The sequence below is a fragment of the Niallia sp. FSL M8-0099 genome (genome assembly GCF_038006945.1).
Lineage (GTDB): Bacteria > Bacillota > Bacilli > Bacillales > Cytobacillaceae > Niallia > Niallia circulans.
This window is the reverse complement of record NZ_JBBOWF010000001.1, coordinates 2,950,000-2,975,390: the sequence shown is the minus strand read 5'-3', so window position 1 is coordinate 2,975,390 and position 25,391 is coordinate 2,950,000. Positions and strand designations below refer to the sequence as shown.

The following is a 25,391-nucleotide window of genomic DNA, read 5'->3' as shown; positions in this document are numbered from 1 at the left end:
TTTGCTAAAAAAAATCCTTGTTTATGATAGTGGAAAGATGGAAAATAGGAAATAATAGAACCAAAAAATACAAAGGGAGGGAAGTAAATGAAATTTCAATGGAATATGCTTTGGGGAATTATTTTTGCTTTAATCGTTGCGGTCTTTGCAGTTATTAATGTCGAACCGGTTTCCGTTAATTACTTATTTGGAGAAGGGGAATGGCCGCTTATTTTAGTTATATTAATTTCTGTTCTTCTTGGTGGATTAATCATTGGCTCTGCTGGAATTATTCGTATTTATTCATTGCAGCGTAAAATTAAAACATTGGAAAAAGAAAAAAAGGCATTAGAACAAAAATCGGATGATAAAAAAGAGAAGGAAAAGGTTCTAACAGATCTAAAATAAAAAGGGATGTCTGCAAGGAGAAATTCGTTGGGAGTGTTTACTTCGATTAATTTCTTCTCAGACATCTTTTTTGTCTATTTAGTTATTTGGAATGATAATTGAACAATTTTTTTAATATTAAAAAGTAATTATAAAAACAACCACATGTTTTTCCATTCTTCTTGCATTGAAAGGACTTCTTTTAACTTGTATAATAGTTAGATTGAGGTGATTGAATGTTACGTTCCAAAAAAAGATGGATACAAGAAGAAACTTCAAATAAAGAAAATATTTTACTATTAGCAGAAGAGTTAAAACTAGCACCAATTGTTGCCTCACTTTTATTGAAAAGAGGTTACCATACACCAGAGGAAGCAAAAGCTTTTTTATTTGATGATAATAATGATTTTCATGATCCTTTCCTGCTTTTAGGAATGGATATAGCCGTAGATCGAATACAAAAGGCAATTACTAACAAGGAATTAATTCTTATATTCGGAGATTATGATGCCGATGGAGTAACTAGCACAACCGTTATGATGAAAACATTAGAGGATCTTGGAGCCAATGTACAATTTTATATTCCAAACCGATTTACCGAAGGATATGGCCCTAATGAGAGGGCTTTTCGCTATGCTAAAAGCATTGGTGTTCAATTGATTATTACAGTCGATACGGGTATTGCTGCTGTTCATGAAGCGGAAGTGGCAAAGGAATTAGAAATAGACTTAATCATTACCGATCACCATGAGCCTGGACCAATATTGCCAGAGGCACTTGCGATTATTCATCCGAAGATAGAAGGCAGCGGATATCCATTCCGTGAGTTAGCAGGGGTAGGCGTTTCTTTCAAGTTATCTCACGCTCTTTACGGAAAAGTTCCCCATCATTTATTGCCATTTGCGGCAATTGGAACAATCGCTGATCTTGTCTCTTTAACAGGAGAAAATCGCCTTCTTGCGAAAAAAGGAATTAAGGCACTGCAAGAAACGGATAATATCGGTTTAAATGCATTATATCGTCAAATGAATATCGACAAAAATACGATTAATGAAGAAACAATCGGGTTTATGCTTGCTCCGCGAATTAATGCTATTGGCAGATTAGGAAATGCGGATCCGGCTGTTGACTTATTATTAACGGATGATTCAGAGATTGCAAAAGAACTAGCATTAGAAATGGAAGAAACGAATAAGGAAAGACAAGCGATTGTAAATCAGATAACATTGGAAGCGATGGAACAAGTGGACGAGCTCTATCCATTAAATGAAAATCGTGTTCTAATTGTAGGGAAAGAAGGCTGGAACCCCGGCGTAGTTGGGATAGTTGCTTCTAGATTGGTAGAAAAGTACTATCGACCAACGATTGTATTAAGTTATGACAAGGAAAAGGGAATAGCAAAAGGATCTGCTCGCAGTATTGAGGGATTTGATTTATATAAAAATCTATCGACGTGTAGAGATATTCTACCTCATTTTGGTGGGCATCCAATGGCTGCAGGAATGTCTTTAAAAATAGAAGATGTAGAAGTTCTTAGAGATAGTTTAAATAGATTAGCATTTGAACAATTAACAGAAGAAAATCTCATTCCATTAACAAAGGTGGATGGCAGTTTTTCAATTAGTGATATATCTATTAAATCAATAGAGGAAATGCAAATGCTCGCCCCATTTGGAGTCGACAATCCCAAGCCAAAATTAACCTTCTGTGATCTAGAAATCGACAATATGCGGAAAATAGGTTCCAATCAAAACCATTTAAAGATTATATTAAAAGATAATGATTTTGAATTAGATGGAATAGGATTTGGAATTGGAGACCTATGTGATCATATCTCTCCAAGTGCAAAAGTTTCTGTATTAGGGGAGCTTTCGATAAACGAATGGAATAATCGTAAAAAACCGCAAATCTTTATTCAAGATATGGAGGTTGCTCATTGGCAGCTGTTTGACTATCGCAGTTTAAGAAAAGTGAATCAATTATACGAAGTAGTGCCTAAAAATGCCCAGTGGATTTTTTTTCATCAAGATTCTGTTCCTAAGGATATGGATGAACAAGTCTCTTATCAGGTAATTGAATCAATAGAGCAAGCAGCATTCCTAGAATCAATGAATAATGCTATGGTACTGGCAGATTATCCCCCTAGTTTGGATATGCTAAAAACATTGTTAACTAACAATGCCCCTGAAAGAATATATGCTGTTTTTTATAAACAACAAAGTGACTTCTTTAGTACAATGCCAACTCGTGATCACTTTAAATGGTTCTATGCTTTTTTAGCAAAACAGGGGAATTTTCACCTCCAAAAATTCGGTGGAGAGCTTGCTAGAAGAAAAGGCTGGAGTAAAGAAACGGTAGATTTTATGTCAAAGGTGTTTTTTGAATTAAATTTTGTTACAATGAAGGATGGATTTATTTCACTGAATAAGAATGTTCCAAAAAGAGATTTAACAGAATCTATCTCTTTTCAACAAAAACAAGCGCAATTTGAGCTGGAAAATGAATTAATTTATTCATCTTATGAACAACTTAAAAATTGGTTTGATCTTATTCTAAAGAAATCCGTCAATAATGAGGAGGAAGTAAAAGAATGGATTTAAAACAATATGTTACGATCGTTGAAGATTGGCCAAAAGAAGGGATCAGATTCAAGGATATAACAACATTAATGGATAATGGTGATGCATATAGATATGCAACAGATCAAATTGTAACGTATGCAAAAGAAAAAGAAATTGATCTTGTTGTAGGACCAGAAGCAAGAGGCTTTATCATTGGCTGTCCTGTTGCTTATTCGCTTGGAGTTGGCTTTGCTCCAGTTCGTAAAGAAGGAAAATTACCGAGAGAAACGATTAAAGTAGAATATGGATTGGAATATGGAAAAGACGTATTAACAATCCATAAAGATGCGATTAAACCAGGTCAACGTGTTTTAATCACAGATGATTTATTAGCGACAGGCGGTACAATTGAGGCGACAATTAAATTAGTCGAAGAACTTGGCGGGATTGTTGCTGGTATTGCATTTTTAATTGAATTGTCTTATCTTGAAGGACGTAAAAATTTAGACGGATATGATATTTTAACTTTAATGGAATATTAATCCACATACATGAAAAAAGGGCGCTGATTAAGCGCTCTTTTTCATAATCGAAAAGAAAAGAAAGAAAAAATTACTAGGAATAGGTAGAAATCGCCTTCATTCGACATTTTTCTTTCTTTCCGTATAAAATTTACTTCCAATCCCTTTACAATCTCCCTTTTTTTTTCGATAATAGTAATAATCATTCTAAAATAAATTTTATTCTTTTTTGTAATCTTGCATAAAAGTAGTAGGATAGAAAGAATGTCTAAAATATGCTAAATTTTAATAATATAATTGTAATATGAAAGGTGATTACATGGCGAACGATCAAGTATTAACCGCCGAACAAGTCATCGATAAGACTAGAGGATATTTAAACGAAGAGCACGTAGCTTTTATTGAAAAAGCTTATGACTATGCAAGAGAGGCTCATCGTGAACAATATAGAAAATCTGGGGAACCATATATTATTCATCCAATCCAAGTAGCAGGAATTTTGGCTGATTTAGAAATGGATCCAGCAACAGTAGCAGCAGGTTTTCTCCATGACGTTGTTGAAGACACGGAAATTACTTTACAAGATATAAGTAAAGCATTTAACAGTGAAGTGGCCATGCTCGTTGACGGTGTAACGAAGCTCGGTAAAATTAAATATAAATCACATGAAGAACAACAAGCAGAAAATCATCGTAAAATGTTTGTAGCGATGGCGCAGGACATTCGTGTTATCCTAATTAAATTAGCAGACAGACTTCATAATATGAGAACATTGAAGCATTTACCTGCAGAAAAGCAGCGTCGTATTTCAAATGAAACATTGGAGATTTTTGCCCCACTTGCTCATCGTCTAGGAATCTCTACTATTAAATGGGAACTAGAAGATACTGCATTACGCTATATGAATCCACAGCAATATTATCGTATCGTAAATTTAATGAAAAAGAAAAGAGCAGAAAGAGAACAATACCTAGATGAAGTAGTTACTGAAATTCGTGAAGGAACGGCAGAAGTAAAAATTCAAGCAGATATTTCCGGAAGACCAAAGCATATATACAGCATATATCGCAAAATGGTTTTACAGAATAAACAGTTTAATGAAATATATGACTTATTAGCAGTAAGAATTGTCGTCAACAGTATTAAAGATTGCTATGCCATACTAGGGATTATACACACAAGATGGAAACCAATGCCTGGGCGCTTTAAAGACTATATTGCGATGCCAAAGGCTAATATGTATCAGTCTCTCCATACAACTGTTATCGGTCCTAAGGGCGATCCTTTAGAAGTGCAAATTCGTACACAAGACATGCATCGAATTGCTGAATACGGGATTGCAGCTCATTGGGCATACAAAGAAGGAAAATCTGTAAATGAAGGATCCTCATTGGAAGAAAAATTAACATGGTTTAGAGAAATATTAGAATTCCAAGATGATTTCGTGAATGCCGAAGAGTTTATGGAAAGTCTGAAAATTGATTTATTTTCAGATATGGTTTTTGTTTTTACACCAAAGGGAGACGTGTTTGAGTTACCTTCTGGCTCTGTACCAATTGATTTTGCTTATCGTATCCATTCAGAAATTGGAAATAAAACGATTGGAGCAAAAGTGAATGGCAAGATGGTCACCCTTGATTACAAGTTAAAAACAGGCGATATTGTTGAAATTCATACGAGTAAACATTCGTATGGACCAAGTCAAGATTGGTTAAAAATAGCTCAAACATCCCAAGCAAAAAATAAAATTAGACAATTTTTCAAAAAACAACGTAGAGAAGAAAATGTCGAAAAAGGGAAAGAATTAGTTGAAAAAGAAATTCGTAATATGGAATTTGATTTGAAAGAAATTCTTACACCCGAAAATGTGAAGGCAGTAATTGAAAAATTTAATTTTATGACAGAAGAAGATATGTATGCGGCTGTAGGCTACAATGGAATTACAGCACTCCAAGTGGCCAATAGGTTAACAGAAAAATGGCGGAAGAAAAGAGATGCAGAACAGATTTCAACTATTTCAAATGCAGTTGCGGAATTAAAGTCTTTTTCCAATAATAAAAGGAGCGCTTCTGGTGTTCGAGTAACGGGAATTGATAACCTATTAATCCGTTTATCTCGCTGCTGTAATCCTGTTCCAGGTGATGACATAGTTGGCTTTATTACAAAAGGAAGAGGCGTTTCCGTTCATCGGGCAGACTGTACAAATATTGACACAGATGATGCGAAGGCACGACTAATTCCTGTTGAATGGGAAACGAATTTAAATAACCGCAAAGAATATAATGTTGAAATTGAAATAAGCGGCTATGACAGAAGAGGTTTATTAAATGAGGTTCTCCAGGCAGTTAATGAATCGAAAACAAATATATCGGCCGTATCTGGTAAGTCTGACCGTAATAAAGTTGCGACGATTAACATGAGTATTATGATTCTAAATGTCAATCATCTTCAAAAAGTTGTTGATCGAATCAAACAAATTCCAGATGTCTATTCTGTACGAAGAATAATGAACTAAGGAGTCTTAAATGTGCGTGTAGTATTACAAAGATCAAGAGAAGCAAAAGTAGAAGTAGACGGAGAGATAGTTGGCGCTATTGAGAAAGGATTCGTTCTTCTTGTAGGTATTACACATAGCGATACATTGGAAGAGGCTAAATACCTTGCAGATAAAATTGCCCATCTTCGTGTTTTTGAAGACGAGAATGGGAAAATGAATCAAAGTATTTTAGATAGGGAGGGAGCCGTTTTATCGATTTCCCAGTTTACCCTATATGGAGATACACGTAAAGGAAGAAGACCTAACTTTATGGATGCCGCTAAACCAGAGCAGGCAAAGGTGTTATATGATCAATTCAATAAACTTTTACGCAGCCATGGTCTAACTGTTGAAACAGGTATTTTTGGTGCGATGATGGATGTCCAGCTAATAAACGATGGACCGGTAACATTAATATTAGATAGTAAATAATGTTAAATGAATGCTTCCTATACAATTAAAAAAGGTTAGACCATAAGTAATCTGGATAGAAATAAAGCCAAACAATCACGAAAGCTCAGATGATTGTTTGGCTTTTATTTGCTTCTTATATGACCATTCAATGAACAGGCTTAATAACTAAAATAATTCTCTAAGCCATTATAGATAGCTGTAGTAATGGTCTCTTGATACTTGTTAGAAAGTAACGTTTGTTCTTCAGCAGGACTACTTAGATATCCCAATTCTAACAGAGAGGCAGGTTGTCTATTTTGCTTAAGGACGACATATGAATTTTGTCTAACGCCTCTATCCTTTCGATCTGTTGCTTCAATGATACTTTTATGTATGCTGGTAGCTAATTTTTTCTGATTTGATGTGTAGTAATAGCTTGTAACACCATTTACGGAACGATCACTGATGCTGTCATAATGGAGGCTGATAAAAGCATCTGCATGATAGAAATGGCTTATATCGACCCTTGTTTGTAACGGAATAAATAGATCGTTTTTTCTAGTTAGGATTACCTTTGCTCCAGAGGCTTCTAGTTTATTAGCAAGTAACTTAGCGGTACGAAGATTTAATGTCTTTTCAAGTGTTCCGACAAAGCCTATTGTGCCACTATCCTTTCCGCCGTGCCCAGGATCCAAAACGATTGTTTTTCCCTTTAAATCATTTGTAGCTGTAGTATTGGTAATTTGGGGATCATTTGATGCTGAATCTTCAACCAGCCATTCCGCAATATATCCAAATTCGCCGTCTGCAAGTTTAATTTTATACCAATCATCAATTATTTCTACTGCTTGAAAGGTTTCGCCGCTATCTGCGACAAGCAAGATTTTTGAATTGACGGTTGCATCGCTTCTAATATTTGTTCTATCGTAGAGAAGTTTAACTTTCTTATCGATTGTTTTTCCTTTTCTGCTTTCTATATCGCTGCTCTTTAAAAGATCTTTATGAACCCAGCCGATATTACCAGAGTATTGAATTTTTGCCCAATTAGATTCTTCTGCTATTATAGTAATTACAGTGCCAATGCTGATTTTTCCGATGATTTCTGCACTAGTAGATGGATTACTGCGAAGATTAATCTGATCTTCTGTAACAGTAGCTATTTCCTGTTTAGGCTTTTCTTGTACTCCTGTTTCTGTATGAATAGAAGAATCTTCAAACAGGAGATAATCATTGTGAACCCATCCAGACCCTAAATCTGTACTGATTTGATACCAATCGTTATTTGTGGAAAGGATGGTGACTTCAATTCCTTCACCTAAAGTGGTAATCACTTGATAATTTGTACCTGGTCCTTTTCTTAAGCGAAGACCATTCTCTGTAATCGTGGCTTTGTTTGAATGGGAAGTAATTGTTTCTTCTTCTTTTTCCATTGGGCCGTCATTTGTACTTTGTCCGTTTTTTTTTACTAAATAGGCGGCTACCCATCCAGTAGAAGAGGGAGTATATTGAATTTCAATCCAATCATTTTCTTCCTTTATTAAAGGATATGCTTTTCCTATCTCCATTTTCCCAATAACATTTTGATCAAGCCCTGGATTTTCTCTAACGTTTATGACCATATTAGCTTGAACAGTTGATTGATTTTCTGCTGATACAAGTTGATACTGTGTAGGAATGAAGAAGATGCTGACTAAAAGTAATAGCATCCATCTTATATTCTTCAAACAAGCTGCACTCCTTCCGTAATTGTCTAAAGCTGACTAGTATAATTTCACATACAATAAGATTCTACTTTTTGAAGGTATATTCCTTTATGCTATTCTTATTTTTTGTAATCAAATTTAGACAAGAAACTATTTTTTGATGAAATTTTTTAGCCTCTCATGGTAATACTATAAAAAAATAACAGAAAAAAGGGTGAAATGCATGAGATTTGGTGAAAAAAGTTCATCAACTAGTGAAATTGATTCCAAATTACTAGGCGTCGATTTTCACGATTTTATTCAAAGAGAAGGAAATTCAAATGCGATTGAGCTAGCTTCTGAATTCGGACTTTCATTAGGGGAAGTAAAAAAGCTAAAGAAACAACTAGGAAAATTATAATAGAGCGGGAAATCATTTTCATATCCTATTGACAATACAATCTTTCCTATTTATTATTAATTAAATAATAATAAATAATCTAGTAAAGCCATTGATCGAGAAGAGTATCTAAGAGACACATGAACAGAGAGGAAATGTCATAAAGGCTGCAAGCATTTCTACATGATGACTTAGAGAAAGAACACTCAGGGAGGCTTTCTTCTGAAAATATTCTTCATTAGTAGGTAGAAACGTGCGCAGGCGTTAACTGCAAAGTGGAAGATTTAAGAAAATCTTCAATTAGGGTGGTACCACGGGAAAAATCTCGTCCCTTGTATTCAGATGGATGCAAGGGACGAGATTTTTTTATTTGAAATATTACAAATAAAGCGCGGATATCAGACGCTTTTCTAATAGCAGGGAGGATACATAAAATGCATATTAATATTCCAAGAGGAACCCAAGATATTTTGCCAGGGACTGTAGAAAAGTGGCAGTATATTGAAGGGAAAATTAAACAACTTTGTGATCGATATCAATATAGCGAAATCCGCACTCCTATATTTGAACATACAGAACTATTTTTACGAAGTGTTGGGGACACAACGGATATTGTTACAAAGGAAATGTATACTTTTGAGGATCGAGGAAAAAGAAGCTTAACATTAAGACCAGAGGGAACAGCGGCGGTTGTTCGTTCATTTGTGGAGAATAAAATGCATGGATATGCATCTCAGCCAATTAAGCTCTTTTATTTAGGGCAAATGTTCCGGTATGAGAGACCACAAGCTGGACGTTTTCGTCAATTTGTCCAGTTTGGTGTGGAAGCAATTGGGAGTAAAGATCCTGCTATTGATGCGGAAGTGATTGCACTTGCTTATTCCGTTTATCAAACAATGGGATTATCAAAGTTAAAGGTAGTTGTTAACAGTTTAGGTGATAAAGAAAGTAGACAAGCTCACCGTGAAGCGCTAATTGCACACTTTAAACCGAGCATCGGGGAATTTTGTCATGATTGCCAAACAAGATTAGAGAAAAACCCAATGAGAATCTTAGATTGCAAAAAGGATCATGAACATCCATTAATGAAGTCTGCACCATCCATCCTAGAGTACTTAAACGAAGAGTCAAAAGCATACTTTGAAAAGGTACAAAAATATTTAACGGCTTTAAACATTCCCTTTGTTGTTGACTCTAATTTAGTTAGAGGTTTGGATTACTATAACCACACAGCTTTTGAAATAATGAGTGAAGCTGAAGGATTTGGCGCCATTACTACATTATGTGGTGGAGGCAGATACAATGGCTTAACAGAAGAATTAGGCGGCCCTGAAGCTCCTGGAATCGGCTTTGCTATGAGTTTAGAACGATTACTTTCTGCCCTTGAAGCGGAAAAAATCGAACTACCTATTGAAAAGAAGGTGGATTGCTATTTAGTTTCATTAGGAGAAGAAGCAAAGGATTACACGGTAGGATTAGTAAATGAACTTAGACAGGCTGGTTTCTCTGCTGAAAGAGATTATCTTGATCGCAAAGTAAAGGCCCAATTTAAAGCAGCTGATCGTCTTCACGCTAAATATGTCGCTGTTTTAGGAGAAAATGAATTGCAAAACAACAAAATTAATTTAAAACAGTTAGAAACAGGAGAACAAAAAGAAATTCCGCTTACAGAGCTTGTAAGTGCGCTAAAAGACTTTGGCTCATTCTAAGCAAGGATGTTTTCTTTGTTTTTAATAGGAAAGCAAAGAAAGCATCTGAATGAGTCGTTAGGAAGATAAAAATGTGAATACACAAATGTTGATTATAGGGAGGATACTTCATGTTTGGAAGAACATATTTTTGTGGTGAAGTAACAGAAAAATCGATTGGTGAGAGTATTGTTTTAAAAGGATGGGTGCAAAAAAGACGTGATCTAGGCGGGCTGATTTTCATTGATTTACGTGACCGTACAGGTATCGTTCAGGTAGTATTTAATCCAGAGATAAATAAAGAGGCCATCGAAATCGCTGATAAGGTAAGAAATGAATTTGTATTAGATATAAAAGGAAAAGTAGTTGCGCGCCAAGAAGGTACAGTCAATGAAAACCTTAAAACAGGAAAAATTGAAATAATCGCCGATGAAATTAAAATCATTAATGAAGCAAAAACTCCTCCATTCGTTATTTCTGATCAAACGGATGTTACAGAAGATGTACGTTTAAAATATCGCTATTTAGATGTTAGAAGACCTGTTATGTTTGAAACCTTAAAAATGCGTCATCAAGTCACAAAAGTGATGAGAGATTTTCTTGATAGTGAAGGGTTTTTGGATATTGAAACACCAATCTTAACAAAAAGTACGCCAGAAGGGGCAAGAGATTATTTAGTACCTAGCCGAGTTCATCCAGGTGAATTCTATGCATTGCCTCAGTCACCACAAATTTTCAAGCAATTATTAATGGTCGGTGGAGTAGAGAGATACTATCAGATTGCTCGTTGTTTCCGTGATGAAGATTTACGTGCAGATCGACAGCCAGAATTCACACAGCTTGATTTGGAAACAAGCTTTATGAGTCAGGAAGATATTATGAACATGATGGAAGCAATGATGGTAAAAATCATGAAAGAAGTTAAGAATATCGATGTGACGCTCCCATTTCCAAGAATGCCTTATGATGAAGCAATGAGTAGATATGGATCAGACAAACCAGATACTCGTTTTGAGATGGAATTAGTTGACCTTTCTGAAATAGTGAAAGAATCTAGCTTTAAAGTATTTGCTTCAGCAGTTGAAACAGGCGGTCAAGTAAAAGCAATAAATGTAAAGAATGCAAGTGGAAACTATTCTCGTAAAGATATTGATGCATTGACAGAGTTTGTAAAAGTGTATGGAGCAAAAGGTCTTGCTTGGTTAAAAGCTGAAGAAGACGGCTTAAAAGGGCCTATTTCTAAGTTTATTTCCGAGACAGAGCAAAAAGACTTTGAGCAAGCGTTAAATATTGAAGCAGGAGACCTGCTTTTATTCGTAGCTGATAAAAAGAATGTCGTTGCCGATGCATTAGGAGCACTGCGTTTAAAATTAGCAAAAGAGCTAGATTTAATTGATCAAAGTAAATTCAATTTCTTATGGGTGACAGATTGGCCGTTATTTGAATATGACGAAGAAGAAGGCCGTTTTTATGCAGCACATCATCCATTCACAATGCCTCAAAGAGCGGATTTAGAATTATTGGATACGAATCCTGAAGCAGTGAAAGCACAAGCTTATGACATTGTGTTAAATGGTTATGAGCTAGGCGGTGGTTCTCTACGTATATTTGAAAAAGAAATCCAAGAAAAAATGTTTAGCTTATTAGGATTTACTAAGGAAGAGGCTTATGCTCAATTTGGTTTCTTATTAGAAGCGTTTGAATATGGAACTCCACCACATGGAGGAATTGCAATTGGTTTAGATCGCTTAATTATGCTGCTATCTGGGCGCACGAATCTTCGTGATACGATTGCATTTCCTAAAACAGCAAGTGCAAGCTGTCTTTTGACAAATGCTCCAAGTGAAGTAAGTGAAAACCAATTAACAGATTTACATTTATCTTTGAAACTGAATAAATAATGATTAAGAGACTGGAATAGAAGTATTCCACCAAATATAGACCCGAACAATTATGCGGAGATATCAACAATATTTCGTATGATTGTTCGTTTTTTTATGTCGAAAAAGACGTTTTGTGATTTTTTTCTGGAGCTAAATACGCATCGCTTTCCAACTGGCTAGCCCATGAGGTTTAGCTATGAGATTGATTCTCTTTACTTATTACATATTTTGTTCCAACTCTCTCTTTTAGTACTTGCAAAATTTATACCTATCATTCAATAGAAAAAACTTAATTCTTATCGGGAAACAAGGAAAGGGTAGTGGTAGCTGATAAAAATTTATGTTATATTTCTTAAGTAATAATTTTATTCTTTCAGAATGAGAATTCCTTATAAGGGAATATGTAAACATAATTAGCTGGTAGGAAAAATTAAATGGAGTTGAAAACAGATGTTGCATCAATTTTCGAGAAATGAGCTAGCCATTGGCAAAGAAGGGCTAGAGACAATGAAAAACAGTACGGTTGCTGTTCTAGGAATCGGAGGCGTTGGTTCCTTTGCTGCAGAAGCGTTAGCTCGTTCAGGCGTAGGAAAATTAATCTTAATTGATAAGGATGATGTGGATATTACGAATGTCAATAGACAGGTAATTGCATTATTATCTACAGTTGGCCGTCCTAAAGTAGATATTATGAAAGAACGTATTGCAGATATTAATCCAGACTGTGAAGTAATTGCATTGAAAATGTTCTATACCGAAGAAACGTATGAAGAAATTTTTGCTTATGGCTTAGATTTTGTCATAGATGCATCTGATACGATTGCTTATAAAATTCACTTAATGAAAGAGTGTTTAAACCGAAATATTCCAATCATTTCAAGCATGGGCGCTGCAAATAAAATGGATCCTACTCGTTTCCAAATTGCAGATATTAGTAAAACACACACAGATCCAATTGCAAAAGTTATTCGTACAAGACTTCGTAAAGAAGGAATTAGAAAAGGGATTAACGTCGTATTTTCAGATGAAAGTCCCATTGTAATTCGTGAAGATGTTCGTAAAGTGGTCGGAAAAGATAATGCGCCAATTCGAAAGGCGAAAATGCCTCCTTCTTCTAATGCGTTTGTTCCTTCAGTGGCTGGGTTAATAATGGCTAGCCATGTCGTAAAAGAGTTGCTAAAAGAGATAAAAATCACACGTGTAAAAGATGAGAAATAATACCATAAAATGGCGGTAAATGTTTCTTGATTGAAAAGAGATTGGAACATAAGTGTCTAGCTTCCTTTAAACCAAAACAATTATACGAAAATGCTATGAAAAGCTACGTATAATTGTTTTGGTTTTTTACATGGAGATTATGGTGACTTTTCGTTCATCTAAATGGTGAGAAAAAGAGCCGAAGCCTATTGACTAGTATCGGAGTATTAGTGTACTATGTAGATAATACACTAATACAATGAGGTGGTTTAAGTGAATTCGTTTAATGGGCTATTAAAAAAAGATTTAAAGCTTGGTCTTCCTTTTCTGTACACGAGTATTATTATTGTCAGTTTGGGATTGATAACGTCTATTGTACTATCTAGTTATTACAAAACAATTATGTTGGTCGCAATTTTTGCCATCACTTTCTGTTTTGCGCATGTGTTTTATCTTCCATCTTTTTTATTAACTTCTTTGAATATAGAAGGGAAAACACAATTATGGCTTCATAATCCAAACAGCAGCATAAAACTTCTTTTATCAAAATGGATTACAGGAATCCTGTATTCGATAATATCATTGTTTTTAATGTTTAGTGTGGCAGTGATTAGTATGTATGTTGGAGAATTGAAACTAGCTTTCAATCAAACAAATTTATTTTTTATGTGTTTAATCCTATTAGGAATATCCATATACCTCAGCAGCTGGGTCTTTTTCTCATGGACACTTTATCACAGCATGAAAAAAATCGTATGGTTGAATAAAATACGCTGGGTCGTTTTAATCCTTCTTTGGAATATTTGGAATATTGCTGTCTACTGGTTTAATAGAATCCCGGTTATTGATGCTCTTAAAAGGAAATCAGTTATTTCTGTAGACAATACACTTGCTTTTGAAGCACGTCGGGATTTTTTTAAGGCTTCTATAGAAACAACAGAGATATCTATTTTTTCATTATGCGGATATATTCTAACACTCTTCTTCTTATTTCTAATAGCTTCTTGGTTATTGGAAAAGAAAGTGGAGGTGTAGATTACCATGGCAGATGAATTTGAATCATCCAGACCAATTTACATGCAGATCGTAGAAAAAATTACACAGCAAATTGCACGCTATGAACGGATGCCAGGAGATAAGTTGCCATCTGTTCGAGAAATGGCTATTGCATCTGGAGTAAATCCAAATACGATTCAACGGACGTACGGTGAATTGGAAAGGATGAAGATTGTGGAAACGAGAAGAGGTCAGGGTACATTTATAACCGAATCAGAAGATATTATAGAGGAGCTAAGAACAAAGCTTCAACATGATTTACTGGAACAGTTTATTCGTAATATGCAAGAGCTAGGAATCAAAAAAGAAGAAATGGTTCAGTTATTAGAAATCTATCTTCAAGAGAAGAAGGGTGAAAAGTAAATGATACAATTTCGCAATGTAACCAAAAGATATGGTAGAGAGTATGCAGTGGAAAATGTAAATTTAACCTTAGAAGAGGGAAAAATTTATGGTCTTCTTGGTACAAATGGAAGTGGAAAATCAACCACGTTGAAAATGATTGCTGGTCTTGTCCAGCCGACTAATGGCAAGGTGTTAGTCAATGGAAAAAATGCTACGCATAGAATTGCAGAGGATGTTTCATATTTAACGGAGCTAGACCGTTTTTATGAATCTTTTACTATTCAAGAAATGATACGATTTACAGCCTCGCAGTTTCATGATTTTCAGCTTGGCAAAGCGCAAGAATTACTAGAATTTATGCAGTTAGAGCAACATAAAAAAATAAAGAATCTTTCGAAGGGAAACAGAGGAAGACTGAAGCTTGTTCTTTGTTTAGCTCGGTCAGCGCCAATTTTATTACTCGATGAACCTTTTTCAGGTTTAGATCCACTGGTGCGGGAATCAATCGTTAAAGGATTATTAAACTATATTGATTTTGAAAAACAGACCGTTGTGATAGCAACACATGAGATAGTAGAGGTTGAATCCATTTTAGATAATATAGTTGTTTTAAATAATGGGAATGTAATCGCCAATCTTTCAGTAGAGGATTTAAGGGAAGAAAAAGGTCAATCCATTATCGAGTGGATGAAGGCAAATATAAACAAATGAAAGGCTGGTAAAAAATAGTGACATCCGTAGTGGAATTAAAAAATGTCTCAAAAATAATCAAAGGAAGAAAAATAATTGATTCGTTGAGTTTCCAAGTAGAAGCAGGAGAAGTATTTGGTTTTCTTGGTCCAAATGGTGCAGGGAAAACAACAACGATCCGGATGATTGTTGGTCTCATTAATATGAGTGATGGGGATATCATAATTTGCAAGGAGAGTGTTCGCGATCAGTTTGAGAAAGCAATCCAGCATGTTGGAGCCATTGTAGAGAACCCGGAAATGTACAAATTTTTGAGTGGGTATGAAAATCTTCTGCACTATGCTCGAATGGTGAAAGGTATATCAAAGCAAAAAATAATGGAGACAGTTGAATTAGTTGGTTTAAAAGATCGAATTCATGATAAAGTTCGCACTTATTCACTTGGAATGCGACAACGTTTAGGCCTTGCGCAAAGCCTTTTGCATGATCCTAAAGTATTAATCTTAGATGAGCCAACGAATGGATTAGATCCTGCAGGGATAAGAGAGATAAGAGACCATTTAAGAATGCTAGCTAGAGAGAGAAACATGGCAGTTATTGTTTCTAGTCACTTGTTATCAGAGATGGAAATGATGTGTGATCGCATCGGCATTATTCAAGAAGGTAAACTGGTCGATGTCCAGTTAGTAAAGGACTTTGTAGCAGTAGAGCAAGTATTTGAAATGGAGCTTCATCCTGTTGATAAAGCCATAAGTCATATACATGGAATGATGCCGGAAGTGCAAGTTATGCCAAAAGAGCAGGGAATTCATATTACGGTAACAAAAGAACAAATACCTGGAATAATAAAAGCACTTGCTTTACAGGACGTTCAGATTTTTGGCATAAAAGAAGTATCGAAAACATTAGAAGATCGATTTTTAGAATTGACTAACCACAGGGAGGATCTGAATTAATGCAGCTAATAAGAAATGAATGGATGAAGATATGGAAACGTCCAGCAACATTAGTAATGATCGTGCTCTTATTAATTGCTGTTTTATTGCTTGGTGCTTTTAATAAATATCAATCAAGTGGATTTTCTGTCCCTGATAATGAGAACTGGAAACATGGACTTGAATTAGAAAATAAGCGCTATAATGAACAGCTGGAAGATGAACACCTTCCTGAAGAAACAAGGAATTATTATACAAAAGAAATAGCTATAAACGAGTATAGAATTACACATAATTTTAGTACAAATGTAGAATACTCTGCATGGGATTTTGTTGCTGATAGTATCCAACTTCTTAGTCTTGCAGGCTTATTTACAATTATTATTGCAGCTGGAATCGTAGCAAACGAGTTTAATTGGGGAACGATAAAACTTCTCCTTATTCGTCCATTAAGCAGAATAAAGATTCTATTATCAAAATATTTAACGGTATTACTTTTCGGGTTTTTAACTATTTTTATCATCTTTGCCTTTTCTTTTATATTAGGTGCCATTCTGTTTGGACTGCCGAAAGAAGTGTATCCATATTTATTTTATTCCAATGGGGTAGTGAAGGAACAAAGCATTCTCATGCATTTAATAAGCTATTATGGATTAAATTCGATCAGTTTATTTATGCTCACTACAATGGCATTTATGATTTCTTCCGTTTTTCGGAATAGTTCACTCGCAATTGGGATATCGATTTTCTTAATGTTTATGGGTAATACAGTCACTTTATTATTAGCGAACTGGTTTGATTGGGCGAAATATTTATTATTTGCCAACACTGATTTAACGCAATATTTGGAAGGAACTCCTTTAGTGAGCGGCATGACTTTGTCTTTCTCGATTACTATGCTCGTTATTTATTTTGTCGTATTCATCGGCTTAGCTTTTTGGGTGTTTAGGAAGAGAGATGTTGCGGCGTAATCATAGAATGAGGTCTTTTATGGACTTCATTCTATTTTTCTTCTTTCCTATCTTTACGTTATAATGGATGTAAGAAGTTAAACAAGAAGGTGTATAAATGAACGGGGAACCACTTGCTTATCGAATGCGCCCGACGAATCTTGATGAAGTAGTCGGGCAAAAGGATATTATCGGAAAAACAACCAGTTTATATAAAATGATTAAAAATGGTCATGTTCCATCGATGTTATTGTATGGAGAGCCTGGCATTGGGAAAACCTCGATTGCCTTTGCTATTGCTGGTACAACAAAATTACCTTTTATTGCACTAAATGCGACTACATCAGGAAAGAAGGATGTGGAAGCGGTAGTGGATGAAGCAAGATTGACAGGGAAAGTCATTCTTTTTTTAGATGAAATTCATCGTTTTAATAAAGCGCAGCAGGATTATTTACTTCCTCATGTGGAGAGAGGGGATATTGTTTTAATAGGTGCTACGACGGAAAATCCCTATCATGATGTAAATCCTGCGATTCGCAGTAGATGTGGACAAATCAAGCAGTTAAAAAGATTAACGGATGATGATATTGAAGAATTATTGCATCGAGCATTACAAGATGAAAAAGGGCTTGCGAATCTGTCCATTCAAATTTCAAAGGAACAAATTGCAAAAATTGCAAAAGGCACTAATGGAGATGCAAGAAAATCATTAACTCTTCTAGAGTCTATTGTCTATTCATCTGATAAAGAGGACGACGTTTTTATTATCAAGGATGATACCATTGACCAAATGATTGAAAAGGTCGGTGTTTTTGGGGATAAAAAAGGCTCGCATTTCTATAATTTATTATCTAGTCTGCAGAAAAGTATCCGAGGTAGTGATGTAGATGCCGCCTTATATTATCTCGCTCATTTATTAGAAACAGGAGATTTAGTTGCCGTAAATAGGAGATTGTTAGTCATTGCCTATGAAGATGTTGGCCTTGCCAATACATCTGTCGGCAATAATGTTTTAGCAGCAGTGACGGCGAGTGAGCGACTTGGTTTACCAGAAGCGCGAATTCCTTTATCTGTAGCGGTAGTGGAAATGTGTTTATCCTCTAAATCGAACGCAGCCTATAAAGCATTAGATGCCGCCATAGCAGATGTCCGCAATGGCAGAGTCGGGGATATCCCTATGCATTTAAGGGATGGTCATTATGAAGGAAGCAAGAAGTTAGGACATGTTGGGTATATTTATCCGCATGACTATCCAATTGGAACGTTTGGTGGATGGGTTGATCAAGAATATTTCCCGGAAAAACTTAAAGGAACTCAGTATTATCATCCAACTGAAGCTGGTGAGGAGAAGAAGCTGGGGGCAATATATGATAAGCTTAAAGGATTTAAAAAAAATAAATAAGCATAGACTTATATAATGGAGTCTAGTTAAATGACACGCACGAATGGTAAGGCAGTCATTTAACTAGGCTTCTTTTTTAAGGTTTTTTTAAAATTTCTAAACAAACATTTTTAAGAGATGGCAGATAAATATCGTTTCCGCCAATCTATATTTTTTGTTATAATCTTCATTTTTTCAATTATCTAAGAAAAATACTGACTTTCCTTTATTTTATAGATTGAAAAAGAGGCGTCTAAAGATTAAATTGAAAGTGCTTACATTTTAGTGAGCGGTTATTTCACTAACGAATAATTAAAAACAAGGGGTTGAAAAAATGAAAAAGTCGATTAAAAAAGTATTTTTGCTTCTTTTATGTATTCCGTTTTTATTAATTGGTTGTTCAAGCGAAAGTAATTCAACATCTGATGATGGGAAGGTTGATGGAAAAACCCAGATTAAAATTACATGGAGAGATGTAGGAGAGCATGATAAATTAAAAAAATATTTAACAAACACGTTTATCCCAGAATTTGAAAAAGAAAACCCAGATATAAAAATAGTTTTATCGCCGATTACAGCTAGTGAGGGGGATTATTTTTCTAAAGTGGCTTTATCGATGCAATCAGAAAGTACAGCACCTGATGTGGTTGCAGAAGACTCCTTTATGTTAAATTCAGATGCGAATGCAGGCTATCTCTTACCACTTGATGATTATGTGCGTGATTGGGATCAATGGCAATATTATACAGAAAATTTAAAGTCAGGTTCGATTGGAGAAGATGGGAAATTATATGCCATTCCAGGAACATCTGATTCTCGCGGGTTATGGTATAACAAAAATGTTTTCAAAAAAGCTGGTCTGCCGGAAGACTGGCAGCCTAAAAACTGGGATGAGATTATAGAAGCTGCTGAAAAAATAAAAGATTCAGCTAAGGATGTTATTCCTCTTTCTATGGGAGTAGCTAAAGCAAACGGGGAATCCGTATCGATGCAGACTTTTGAAATGCTGCTCTACGGGACAGACGATGTGTTATTTGATGCTGATACAAAGAAATGGCATGTGAATACAAAAGGAATAGAAGAATCCTTACAATTTATTGATCTAGTATATAATCAGAAAAAATTAGGACCGCCTCTATCTATTGCCATTAACAGCAACTATAGTTCCGTTTTATTCCAAGAAAAGTTCCCAAATGATGAAGCAGGAATTATATTAGATGGATTTTGGAATACAGGTAATTATACAGAAACAGGAGCAGTTCCAATGGATAATGTCACGGAACGATTTGGTTTTGCGGCCATGCCGACTCAAAATGGACAAGAGCCTGGCACTACGACTATGTCTGGAGGATGGACATGGGCAATTCCATCTAAAGCAAAAAATCCAGATGCTTCATGGAAGGTTATCCAAGCTTTAGGTGGGAAAGAACAGCAGGCAGCTCGCGCTGTTGCAGAAGGAAACTTAACAGTACGTGATGATTCAGCGGAAGTTCCCGCCTATAAAGAACAAAATTTCATTTCGGAAGCAACGGAGTATTTGAAGAATGCTCATTTCCGTCCTGCTAATGACAAATATCCGAATGTTTCCGTAGAAATACAAACGATGGTGGAGGCAGTCGCAACTGGTAGCAAGACACCAAAACAAGCTGCCGAGGATTATGCAAACAATGTAATCAGGATTGTCGGCGAAGAAAACGTAGTTAAATAACTGTACAAAAGGCTGAACACTTGACCAGCAGGGAAATTTACTCCCATTCCTTGTATGGTCATCACCTGTTGTTATAGTGATAACCTTTTTAAAGGTGGGATGAAATTGGAAGCAGTATTAGGAAAAAAGCCGAAACGAAAAGGACAGTCGGATCATGTTAAGGCAGCTATTTTTCTCGCTCCGACCTGGCTTTTATTATTGATATTTTTCATTGGGCCGATGCTATTAACATTACTTTTTTCATTTACAAACTTAGCTCTGACTGGTGCAGAAGCTAGTCAGCTAAGGTTTGTAGGATTTGAAAACTTTACCCGGATGTTTCAAGATCCCGACTTCCGTGTCAGTGTGTGGAATACAATTGTTTTTGTTTTTTTCTCAGCGGTGCTCGGACAATGTTTCTTTGGCTTTTTGATCGCCTTTTTAATGAAAGAGAAAAATAAAACATTTAGAAGAATTGTTGGTTTAATCATAATTGCCGCCTGGGTAACTCCAGAAGTTGTGGTAGCATTTTGCTGGGTGGCATTTCTTGGTGAAAGCGGAACTGCTAATTGGCTGTTGAGTCTTTTTGATATTAAACCGATTGCCTGGCTATTTACTTTCCCAATGGTGAGTGTTGTGATTGCGAATATGTGGAGAGGAACTGCTTTCTCCATGATGGTATTTCAAGCAGCTTTAGACGATATTCCAAAAGATGTGGAAGAAGCAGCCATTATGGATGGTGCCAGTCGATTTCAGGTTATTCGCTATATCACCATCCCTATGGTAAAAGGAACAATCGCCACAAATATGATGTTAGTTACGCTGCAAACACTTGGAGTATTTGCTTTAATTTATACAATGACTGGAGGAGGTCCAGGGGTAAGTACAGCAACGCTTCCTGTATTTATGTATAAACAGGCATTTGTCAGTTATCAGTTAGGCTATGGGACAGCGATTTCCTTTGTGTTATTAGTATTGGGTGCAATTGCCAGCTTCATATATATGAAAACCTTGAAAGTGAAAGTGTAGGTGAAGTGAGTTGGTTCAAAAAGGATATAGAGTGGAAAAACTTATTCATTATTTAATCCTGTCTATTCTGGCAATTTTGTTTTTGCTGCCGTTATTATGGATGCTATTTGCATCAGTGGATCCAGGGGCAATTCAGGCACTGAAGATGCCAGAAAAGATAACCTTAGACAACTTTAAGTCAATATTATCTGAAGCTGCGATTTTGCGTTCGTTTTTTATTGGAATAGGAATATCGACTTCACAGGCATTGTTGGTTGTGATTTTATGTGTGCTGGCTGCTTATCCATTGTCTAGGTATACATTAAAATATAAAAATAGTTTTATGATGACCATTTTGTTCATGACTTCCTTACCAATGACAGCCGTTATTGTACCGGTGTTTCAGTTATTTCTTTATTTGAAATTTCAAGATTCCTTGATAGCGATGACGCTTTTTTTAACAGCTTCTTCCTTGCCATATGGTATTTGGATGATGAAGAATTTTATGGATTCTATTCCCTTGGATTTAGAAGAATCAGCCTGGGTCGATGGAGCATCTATCTTTCAAGGAATAAAAAAAATTGTTGCTCCCTTAATGCTTCCCGGAATATTCACAGTTGCTATCTTTACTTTTACAGGCAGCTGGGGAAATTATTTTGTTCCTTATATCCTCATTCAAAGTCCAGAAAAGCTGCCGGCTTCTGTAACGATCTTTCAATTTTTCGGAAACTTTGGAATGGTTAATTACGGCAGATTGGCAGCATTTTCGGTAATGTATACATTGCCTGTCGTTATTTTGTATACAATTTCACAAAATTTTATGTCAAAGGGCTTCAGTTTAGGTGGAGCTACGAAAGGATAGGGTGCTATGTTTTATACAATCGAAAAATTAGAAGCTAGAATGAAAGAATTAAATCCTTACCGATACATGGAAAGACAAAGTCTTAACAATTGGAAAGCAAAAGAAAGCATAAAAGGAGCAGAGAAATATCCACCTAGTATTTCGACTGAGTGGCAAGACTTTTCGTTAGGCGATATTTGGGAAGGAAGGGACTATTATTTATGGATTCAAACAACGTTTAAAGTTCCTAAATCAGATGGAAGAATAGTCTTACTATTGGACTTTGGTCGAACAGGTGGCGGCTATAACTCCGGATTTGAATCCTTGCTTTTTGTGGACGACCAACCATACCAAGGCGTTGACTCTAATCATAAAGAAGTCTTTCTTGACCCTGGTTATTACGGAAAGGAAGTAACACTTTCCTTGAAATTATGGTCCGGATTGGAAGGTGGTGGACCTGAGCAAATCCAATCACATACATTTAAGATGGCTGAATATGCAATTTTAAATGAAGAATGTGATGATTTATATTTTACCGCAGATTGTATTTTAAAAACGATTAAACAATTAAAGGAGGATGACCCAAAACGATATGAACTTTTGCCTTTATTAGAAAAAACCATGAAATATATCGACTGGTCCTATCCAGGGAGTCCTGCTTTTTATAAAAGTATAAAGTTAGCTAATGATAATTTGCAAAAAGGAATAGACGCTTTAGAAAAGCGCGAGTTAGTGACAATCACCGCGATTGGTCATACCCATATTGATGTCGCTTGGTTATGGAGACTGAAGCATACAAGAGAGAAAGCCGCACGTAGTTTTTCGACTGTTCTACAGTTAATGAAGCAATATCCAGACTATATCTTTTTACAAACTCAGCCCCAACTCTATCAATATATAAAAGAAGATTATCCGGAGATTTATGAACAAATAAAAAATAGAATAAAAGAGGGCCGTTGGGAAATAGATGGTGCTATGTGGCTGGAAGCTGATTGTAATATACCATCTGGCGAATCACTAACTCGGCAAATTCTCCATGGAACACAATTTATAAAAAAAGAATTCCATAAAGATGTCCACTATCTATGGCTGCCAGATGTTTTTGGTTATTCATGGGCATTGCCTCAGATTTTAAAAAAGAGTGGGATAGATACATTTATGACGACAAAAATAAGCTGGAATCAATACAACCGGATGCCACATGATACTTTTGTCTGGCGGGGGATAGATGGATCAGAGGTGTTAACCCATTTTATTACTACACCAGAACCAGGAAAAGACTTAGTAGATAATCAATGGGCATCTCGCTGGTTTTATACTTATAATGGACAGTTGGAACCAGAAACAGTGTTAGGCAGCTATAAAGCTTATCGGAATAAAGATGTAAATAAACAACTGCTTATATCGTATGGGTATGGAGACGGTGGCGGTGGAGTCACAAGAGATATGTTAGAAAATCGCCGTCGTATGGATAAAATCCCGGGTCTTCCACATGTGAAAACAGGGCGTGCGGATGAATTTTTTCAACAGCTTCATGACACTATTGATTCTGCAGATAATTACGTTCATACATGGGATGGGGAATTATATTTAGAATATCATCGAGGAACCTATACATCTCAAGCCTTTGTCAAAAAAATGAATCGCAGATTAGAGTTAACTTTAAGAGAACTAGAAATTTTGTATTCAGCTGTACAAGTCTCAAAAGGAATTCATTATCCAAAGGAAGAAATAACGAATATATGGGAAGTGTTATTGCGTAACCAATTTCATGATATTATTCCTGGTTCATCTATAAAAGAAGTTTATCAAGATCATAAGGTAGAGATAGAAGAAGCGATGGAAAGCTCTACCCAACTCTTAGCACGGTTAGATGATGCAGCAATAAATCAATGGACTGTCTTTAACTCGGCCGGCTGGGTAAGAAAGGAATTGGTAATAATTGAAAAAAAGGAATCTGGCAAATTTTTAACGGATTCTGGAGAAGAATTGGAAGCAGTGCCGTGTGAAGAAGGATATCTTGTCCAGACACCGACTATTCCAGCTTTCGGAACTTGTATTCTGAAATTTGAGCCGATGGAAGTAAAAAGAGTGGAAGCTCCTTTTATAAAAGCAGTAGAAAGCGGTATAGATACGAATAATTATCTAATTCGCTGGAATGAGAAAGGACAGTTAATTAGCATTTATGATAAACAGTATCATCGCGAAGTACTTAAAGAAAATGGCTTTGGGAACAGGCTTCAATTATTTGAAGATAAACCAATGAACTTTAATGCATGGGATATCGACATATTTTATCAAGAAAAGTATAACGAGTTAGCCGCAGAATCGATTACCATTAAAGAACAAAACAACCTATACGCAAAGGTTGAATTTGTTTATTCATTTGGTACTTCGAGAATTATTCAATATATGCAGGTTTATAAACATTCACGTCGAATAGATTTTATTACAAAGGCAGATTGGAAAGAAAGGGAACAATTACTGAAAGCAGGATTTGATGTCGATATTCGCAATACTGTTGCAACGTATGATATACAATATGGTAATGTTCAGCGACCTACACATTGGAATACCAGCTGGGATCTGGCGAAATTCGAGACAGTAGCACACCAGTGGGTGGACTATTCACAAAGGGATTATGGAGTCAGTATACTTAATGACTGTAAGTACGGGCATGATATAAAAGACCAAACAATGAGAATTACCTTATTAAAAGGGGGAATATATCCAGACCCATCAGCTGATATAGGAATGCATGAATTTACGTATAGTCTTCTACCACATACAGGAGATTTCGTAGATGGAAGAACGGTTGAAGAAGCTTGGGCTCTAAATCAGCCATTATCTGTACTAAAAGGGAATCAAGTGAATCGGAGACTATTTAAATGGCATACAGAAGAAAGCGTATACATTGATGCTGTTAAAGCGGCGGAAAATGGTCAAGGGATTATATTACGAGTGCATGACCACCTAGGAAGTAATAGAGTGCTAACTTTAGAACCATTATTTGATTGTCGACAATGGAATGAAACAAATTTGCTGGAGAAAGACATGGAACCTCCTGTGGATATAGAGGGAAATATTACATTGGAGTTAAGTCCCTATGAAATAAAAACAATACGTATTGTATAAAGCTAATCATTTCTTTTTAGCGGTTAATAGGTGGAAGGCTTATTCCCACCTATTAATCATCTTTATACCATAAGTTTACATACCTCTTCTAAATATTGTTTTTTATTATAACTTAGAAAATATAATTGGAATAATA

20 protein-coding genes and 1 other annotated feature are annotated in these 25,391 nt (G+C 35.7%); of the genes, 19 read left to right on the top strand and 1 reads right to left on the bottom strand.

All coding sequences use genetic code 11. The features are described 5' to 3' along the window. The first annotated feature begins 87 nt into the window (after window positions 1-87). The 5 genes from NSQ92_RS14860 to dtd all read left to right on the top strand — a co-directional run bounded on the left by NSQ92_RS14860 (window position 88) and on the right by dtd (window position 6,416). The gene (locus NSQ92_RS14860; protein WP_047944306.1) at window positions 88-387 is read left to right on the top strand and encodes a LapA family protein; all 300 of its coding nucleotides are present in this window, start codon (window positions 88-90) and stop codon (window positions 385-387) included. A 215-nt stretch (window positions 388-602) separates the two neighbouring features. Continuing rightward, window positions 603-2,966, top strand: a complete 2,364-nt coding sequence (gene recJ / locus NSQ92_RS14855) for a single-stranded-DNA-specific exonuclease RecJ (RefSeq protein ID WP_061800801.1) — start codon at window positions 603-605, stop codon at window positions 2,964-2,966. Then, on the top strand, window positions 2,957-3,469 hold the full coding sequence (locus tag NSQ92_RS14850) for an adenine phosphoribosyltransferase (RefSeq protein WP_047944308.1): 513 nt from the start codon (window positions 2,957-2,959) through the stop codon (window positions 3,467-3,469). Before recJ ends, NSQ92_RS14850 begins: the two co-directional genes overlap by 10 nt. A gap of 298 nt (window positions 3,470-3,767) precedes the next feature. Then, window positions 3,768-5,963 (top strand): RelA/SpoT family protein, encoded by a 2,196-nt coding sequence (locus NSQ92_RS14845; protein ID WP_047944309.1) that lies wholly within the window; start codon window positions 3,768-3,770, stop codon window positions 5,961-5,963. 12 nt (window positions 5,964-5,975) lie between these two features. Further along, window positions 5,976-6,416: a D-aminoacyl-tRNA deacylase gene (gene dtd / locus NSQ92_RS14840; protein ID WP_047944311.1), complete on the top strand. Its 441-nt coding sequence runs from the start codon at window positions 5,976-5,978 to the stop codon at window positions 6,414-6,416. A gap of 140 nt (window positions 6,417-6,556) precedes the next feature. Here dtd and NSQ92_RS14835 read toward each other — a convergent pair whose 3' ends face one another. Continuing rightward, window positions 6,557-8,101 carry an N-acetylmuramoyl-L-alanine amidase gene (locus NSQ92_RS14835; RefSeq protein ID WP_144546509.1) on the bottom strand — a complete coding sequence of 515 codons (1,545 nt, stop codon included), beginning with the start codon at window positions 8,099-8,101 and terminating at the stop codon, window positions 6,557-6,559. Between the two features lie 202 nt (window positions 8,102-8,303). Here NSQ92_RS14835 and NSQ92_RS14830 point away from each other — a divergent pair, with 202 nt between their 5' ends. From NSQ92_RS14830 to NSQ92_RS14765, 14 genes are all read left to right on the top strand, one after another. Beyond that, window positions 8,304-8,480, top strand: coding sequence for a hypothetical protein (locus tag NSQ92_RS14830; protein WP_047944312.1), 177 nt, complete (start codon window positions 8,304-8,306; stop codon window positions 8,478-8,480). 82 nt (window positions 8,481-8,562) lie between these two features. Then, window positions 8,563-8,795, top strand: a binding site (T-box leader). 98 nt (window positions 8,796-8,893) lie between these two features. Next, complete coding sequence (gene hisS / locus NSQ92_RS14825) at window positions 8,894-10,168, top strand: histidine--tRNA ligase (RefSeq protein ID WP_047944313.1); 1,275 nt, start codon at window positions 8,894-8,896, stop codon at window positions 10,166-10,168. Window positions 10,169-10,278: 110 nt separating this feature from the next. Next, window positions 10,279-12,048, top strand: a complete 1,770-nt coding sequence (aspS, locus tag NSQ92_RS14820; protein WP_144546511.1) for an aspartate--tRNA ligase — start codon at window positions 10,279-10,281, stop codon at window positions 12,046-12,048. A 432-nt stretch (window positions 12,049-12,480) separates the two neighbouring features. After that, on the top strand, window positions 12,481-13,248 hold the full coding sequence (locus NSQ92_RS14815) for a tRNA threonylcarbamoyladenosine dehydratase (RefSeq protein ID WP_047944315.1): 768 nt from the start codon (window positions 12,481-12,483) through the stop codon (window positions 13,246-13,248). A gap of 252 nt (window positions 13,249-13,500) precedes the next feature. Then, window positions 13,501-14,262, top strand: coding sequence for a hypothetical protein (locus tag NSQ92_RS14810; protein ID WP_095258106.1), 762 nt, complete (start codon window positions 13,501-13,503; stop codon window positions 14,260-14,262). A 6-nt stretch (window positions 14,263-14,268) separates the two neighbouring features. Further along, on the top strand, window positions 14,269-14,646 hold the full coding sequence (locus NSQ92_RS14805) for a GntR family transcriptional regulator (protein WP_047944317.1): 378 nt from the start codon (window positions 14,269-14,271) through the stop codon (window positions 14,644-14,646). Further along, window positions 14,647-15,339, top strand: a complete 693-nt coding sequence (locus NSQ92_RS14800; protein ID WP_341152900.1) for an ABC transporter ATP-binding protein — start codon at window positions 14,647-14,649, stop codon at window positions 15,337-15,339. It begins immediately after the preceding gene. 17 nt (window positions 15,340-15,356) lie between these two features. Continuing rightward, window positions 15,357-16,274 (top strand): ABC transporter ATP-binding protein, encoded by a 918-nt coding sequence (locus NSQ92_RS14795; protein ID WP_047944319.1) that lies wholly within the window; start codon window positions 15,357-15,359, stop codon window positions 16,272-16,274. Continuing rightward, window positions 16,274-17,224, top strand: coding sequence for an ABC transporter permease (locus NSQ92_RS14790; protein WP_047944320.1), 951 nt, complete (start codon window positions 16,274-16,276; stop codon window positions 17,222-17,224). Before NSQ92_RS14795 ends, NSQ92_RS14790 begins: the two co-directional genes overlap by 1 nt. A gap of 97 nt (window positions 17,225-17,321) precedes the next feature. Next, window positions 17,322-18,605 (top strand): replication-associated recombination protein A, encoded by a 1,284-nt coding sequence (locus NSQ92_RS14785; protein WP_061800797.1) that lies wholly within the window; start codon window positions 17,322-17,324, stop codon window positions 18,603-18,605. Window positions 18,606-18,918: 313 nt separating this feature from the next. After that, window positions 18,919-20,292, top strand: coding sequence for an extracellular solute-binding protein (locus tag NSQ92_RS14780; RefSeq protein ID WP_061800795.1), 1,374 nt, complete (start codon window positions 18,919-18,921; stop codon window positions 20,290-20,292). A gap of 105 nt (window positions 20,293-20,397) precedes the next feature. Then, entirely contained in the window at window positions 20,398-21,300 is a 903-nt protein-coding gene (locus NSQ92_RS14775; RefSeq protein ID WP_201781404.1) for a carbohydrate ABC transporter permease, read from the top strand. 10 nt (window positions 21,301-21,310) lie between these two features. Then, on the top strand, window positions 21,311-22,141 hold the full coding sequence (locus NSQ92_RS14770; protein WP_047944325.1) for a carbohydrate ABC transporter permease: 831 nt from the start codon (window positions 21,311-21,313) through the stop codon (window positions 22,139-22,141). Window positions 22,142-22,147: 6 nt separating this feature from the next. Further along, window positions 22,148-25,255: an alpha-mannosidase gene (locus tag NSQ92_RS14765; protein WP_061800792.1), complete on the top strand. Its 3,108-nt coding sequence runs from the start codon at window positions 22,148-22,150 to the stop codon at window positions 25,253-25,255. The last annotated feature ends 136 nt before the right edge of the window (window positions 25,256-25,391 follow it).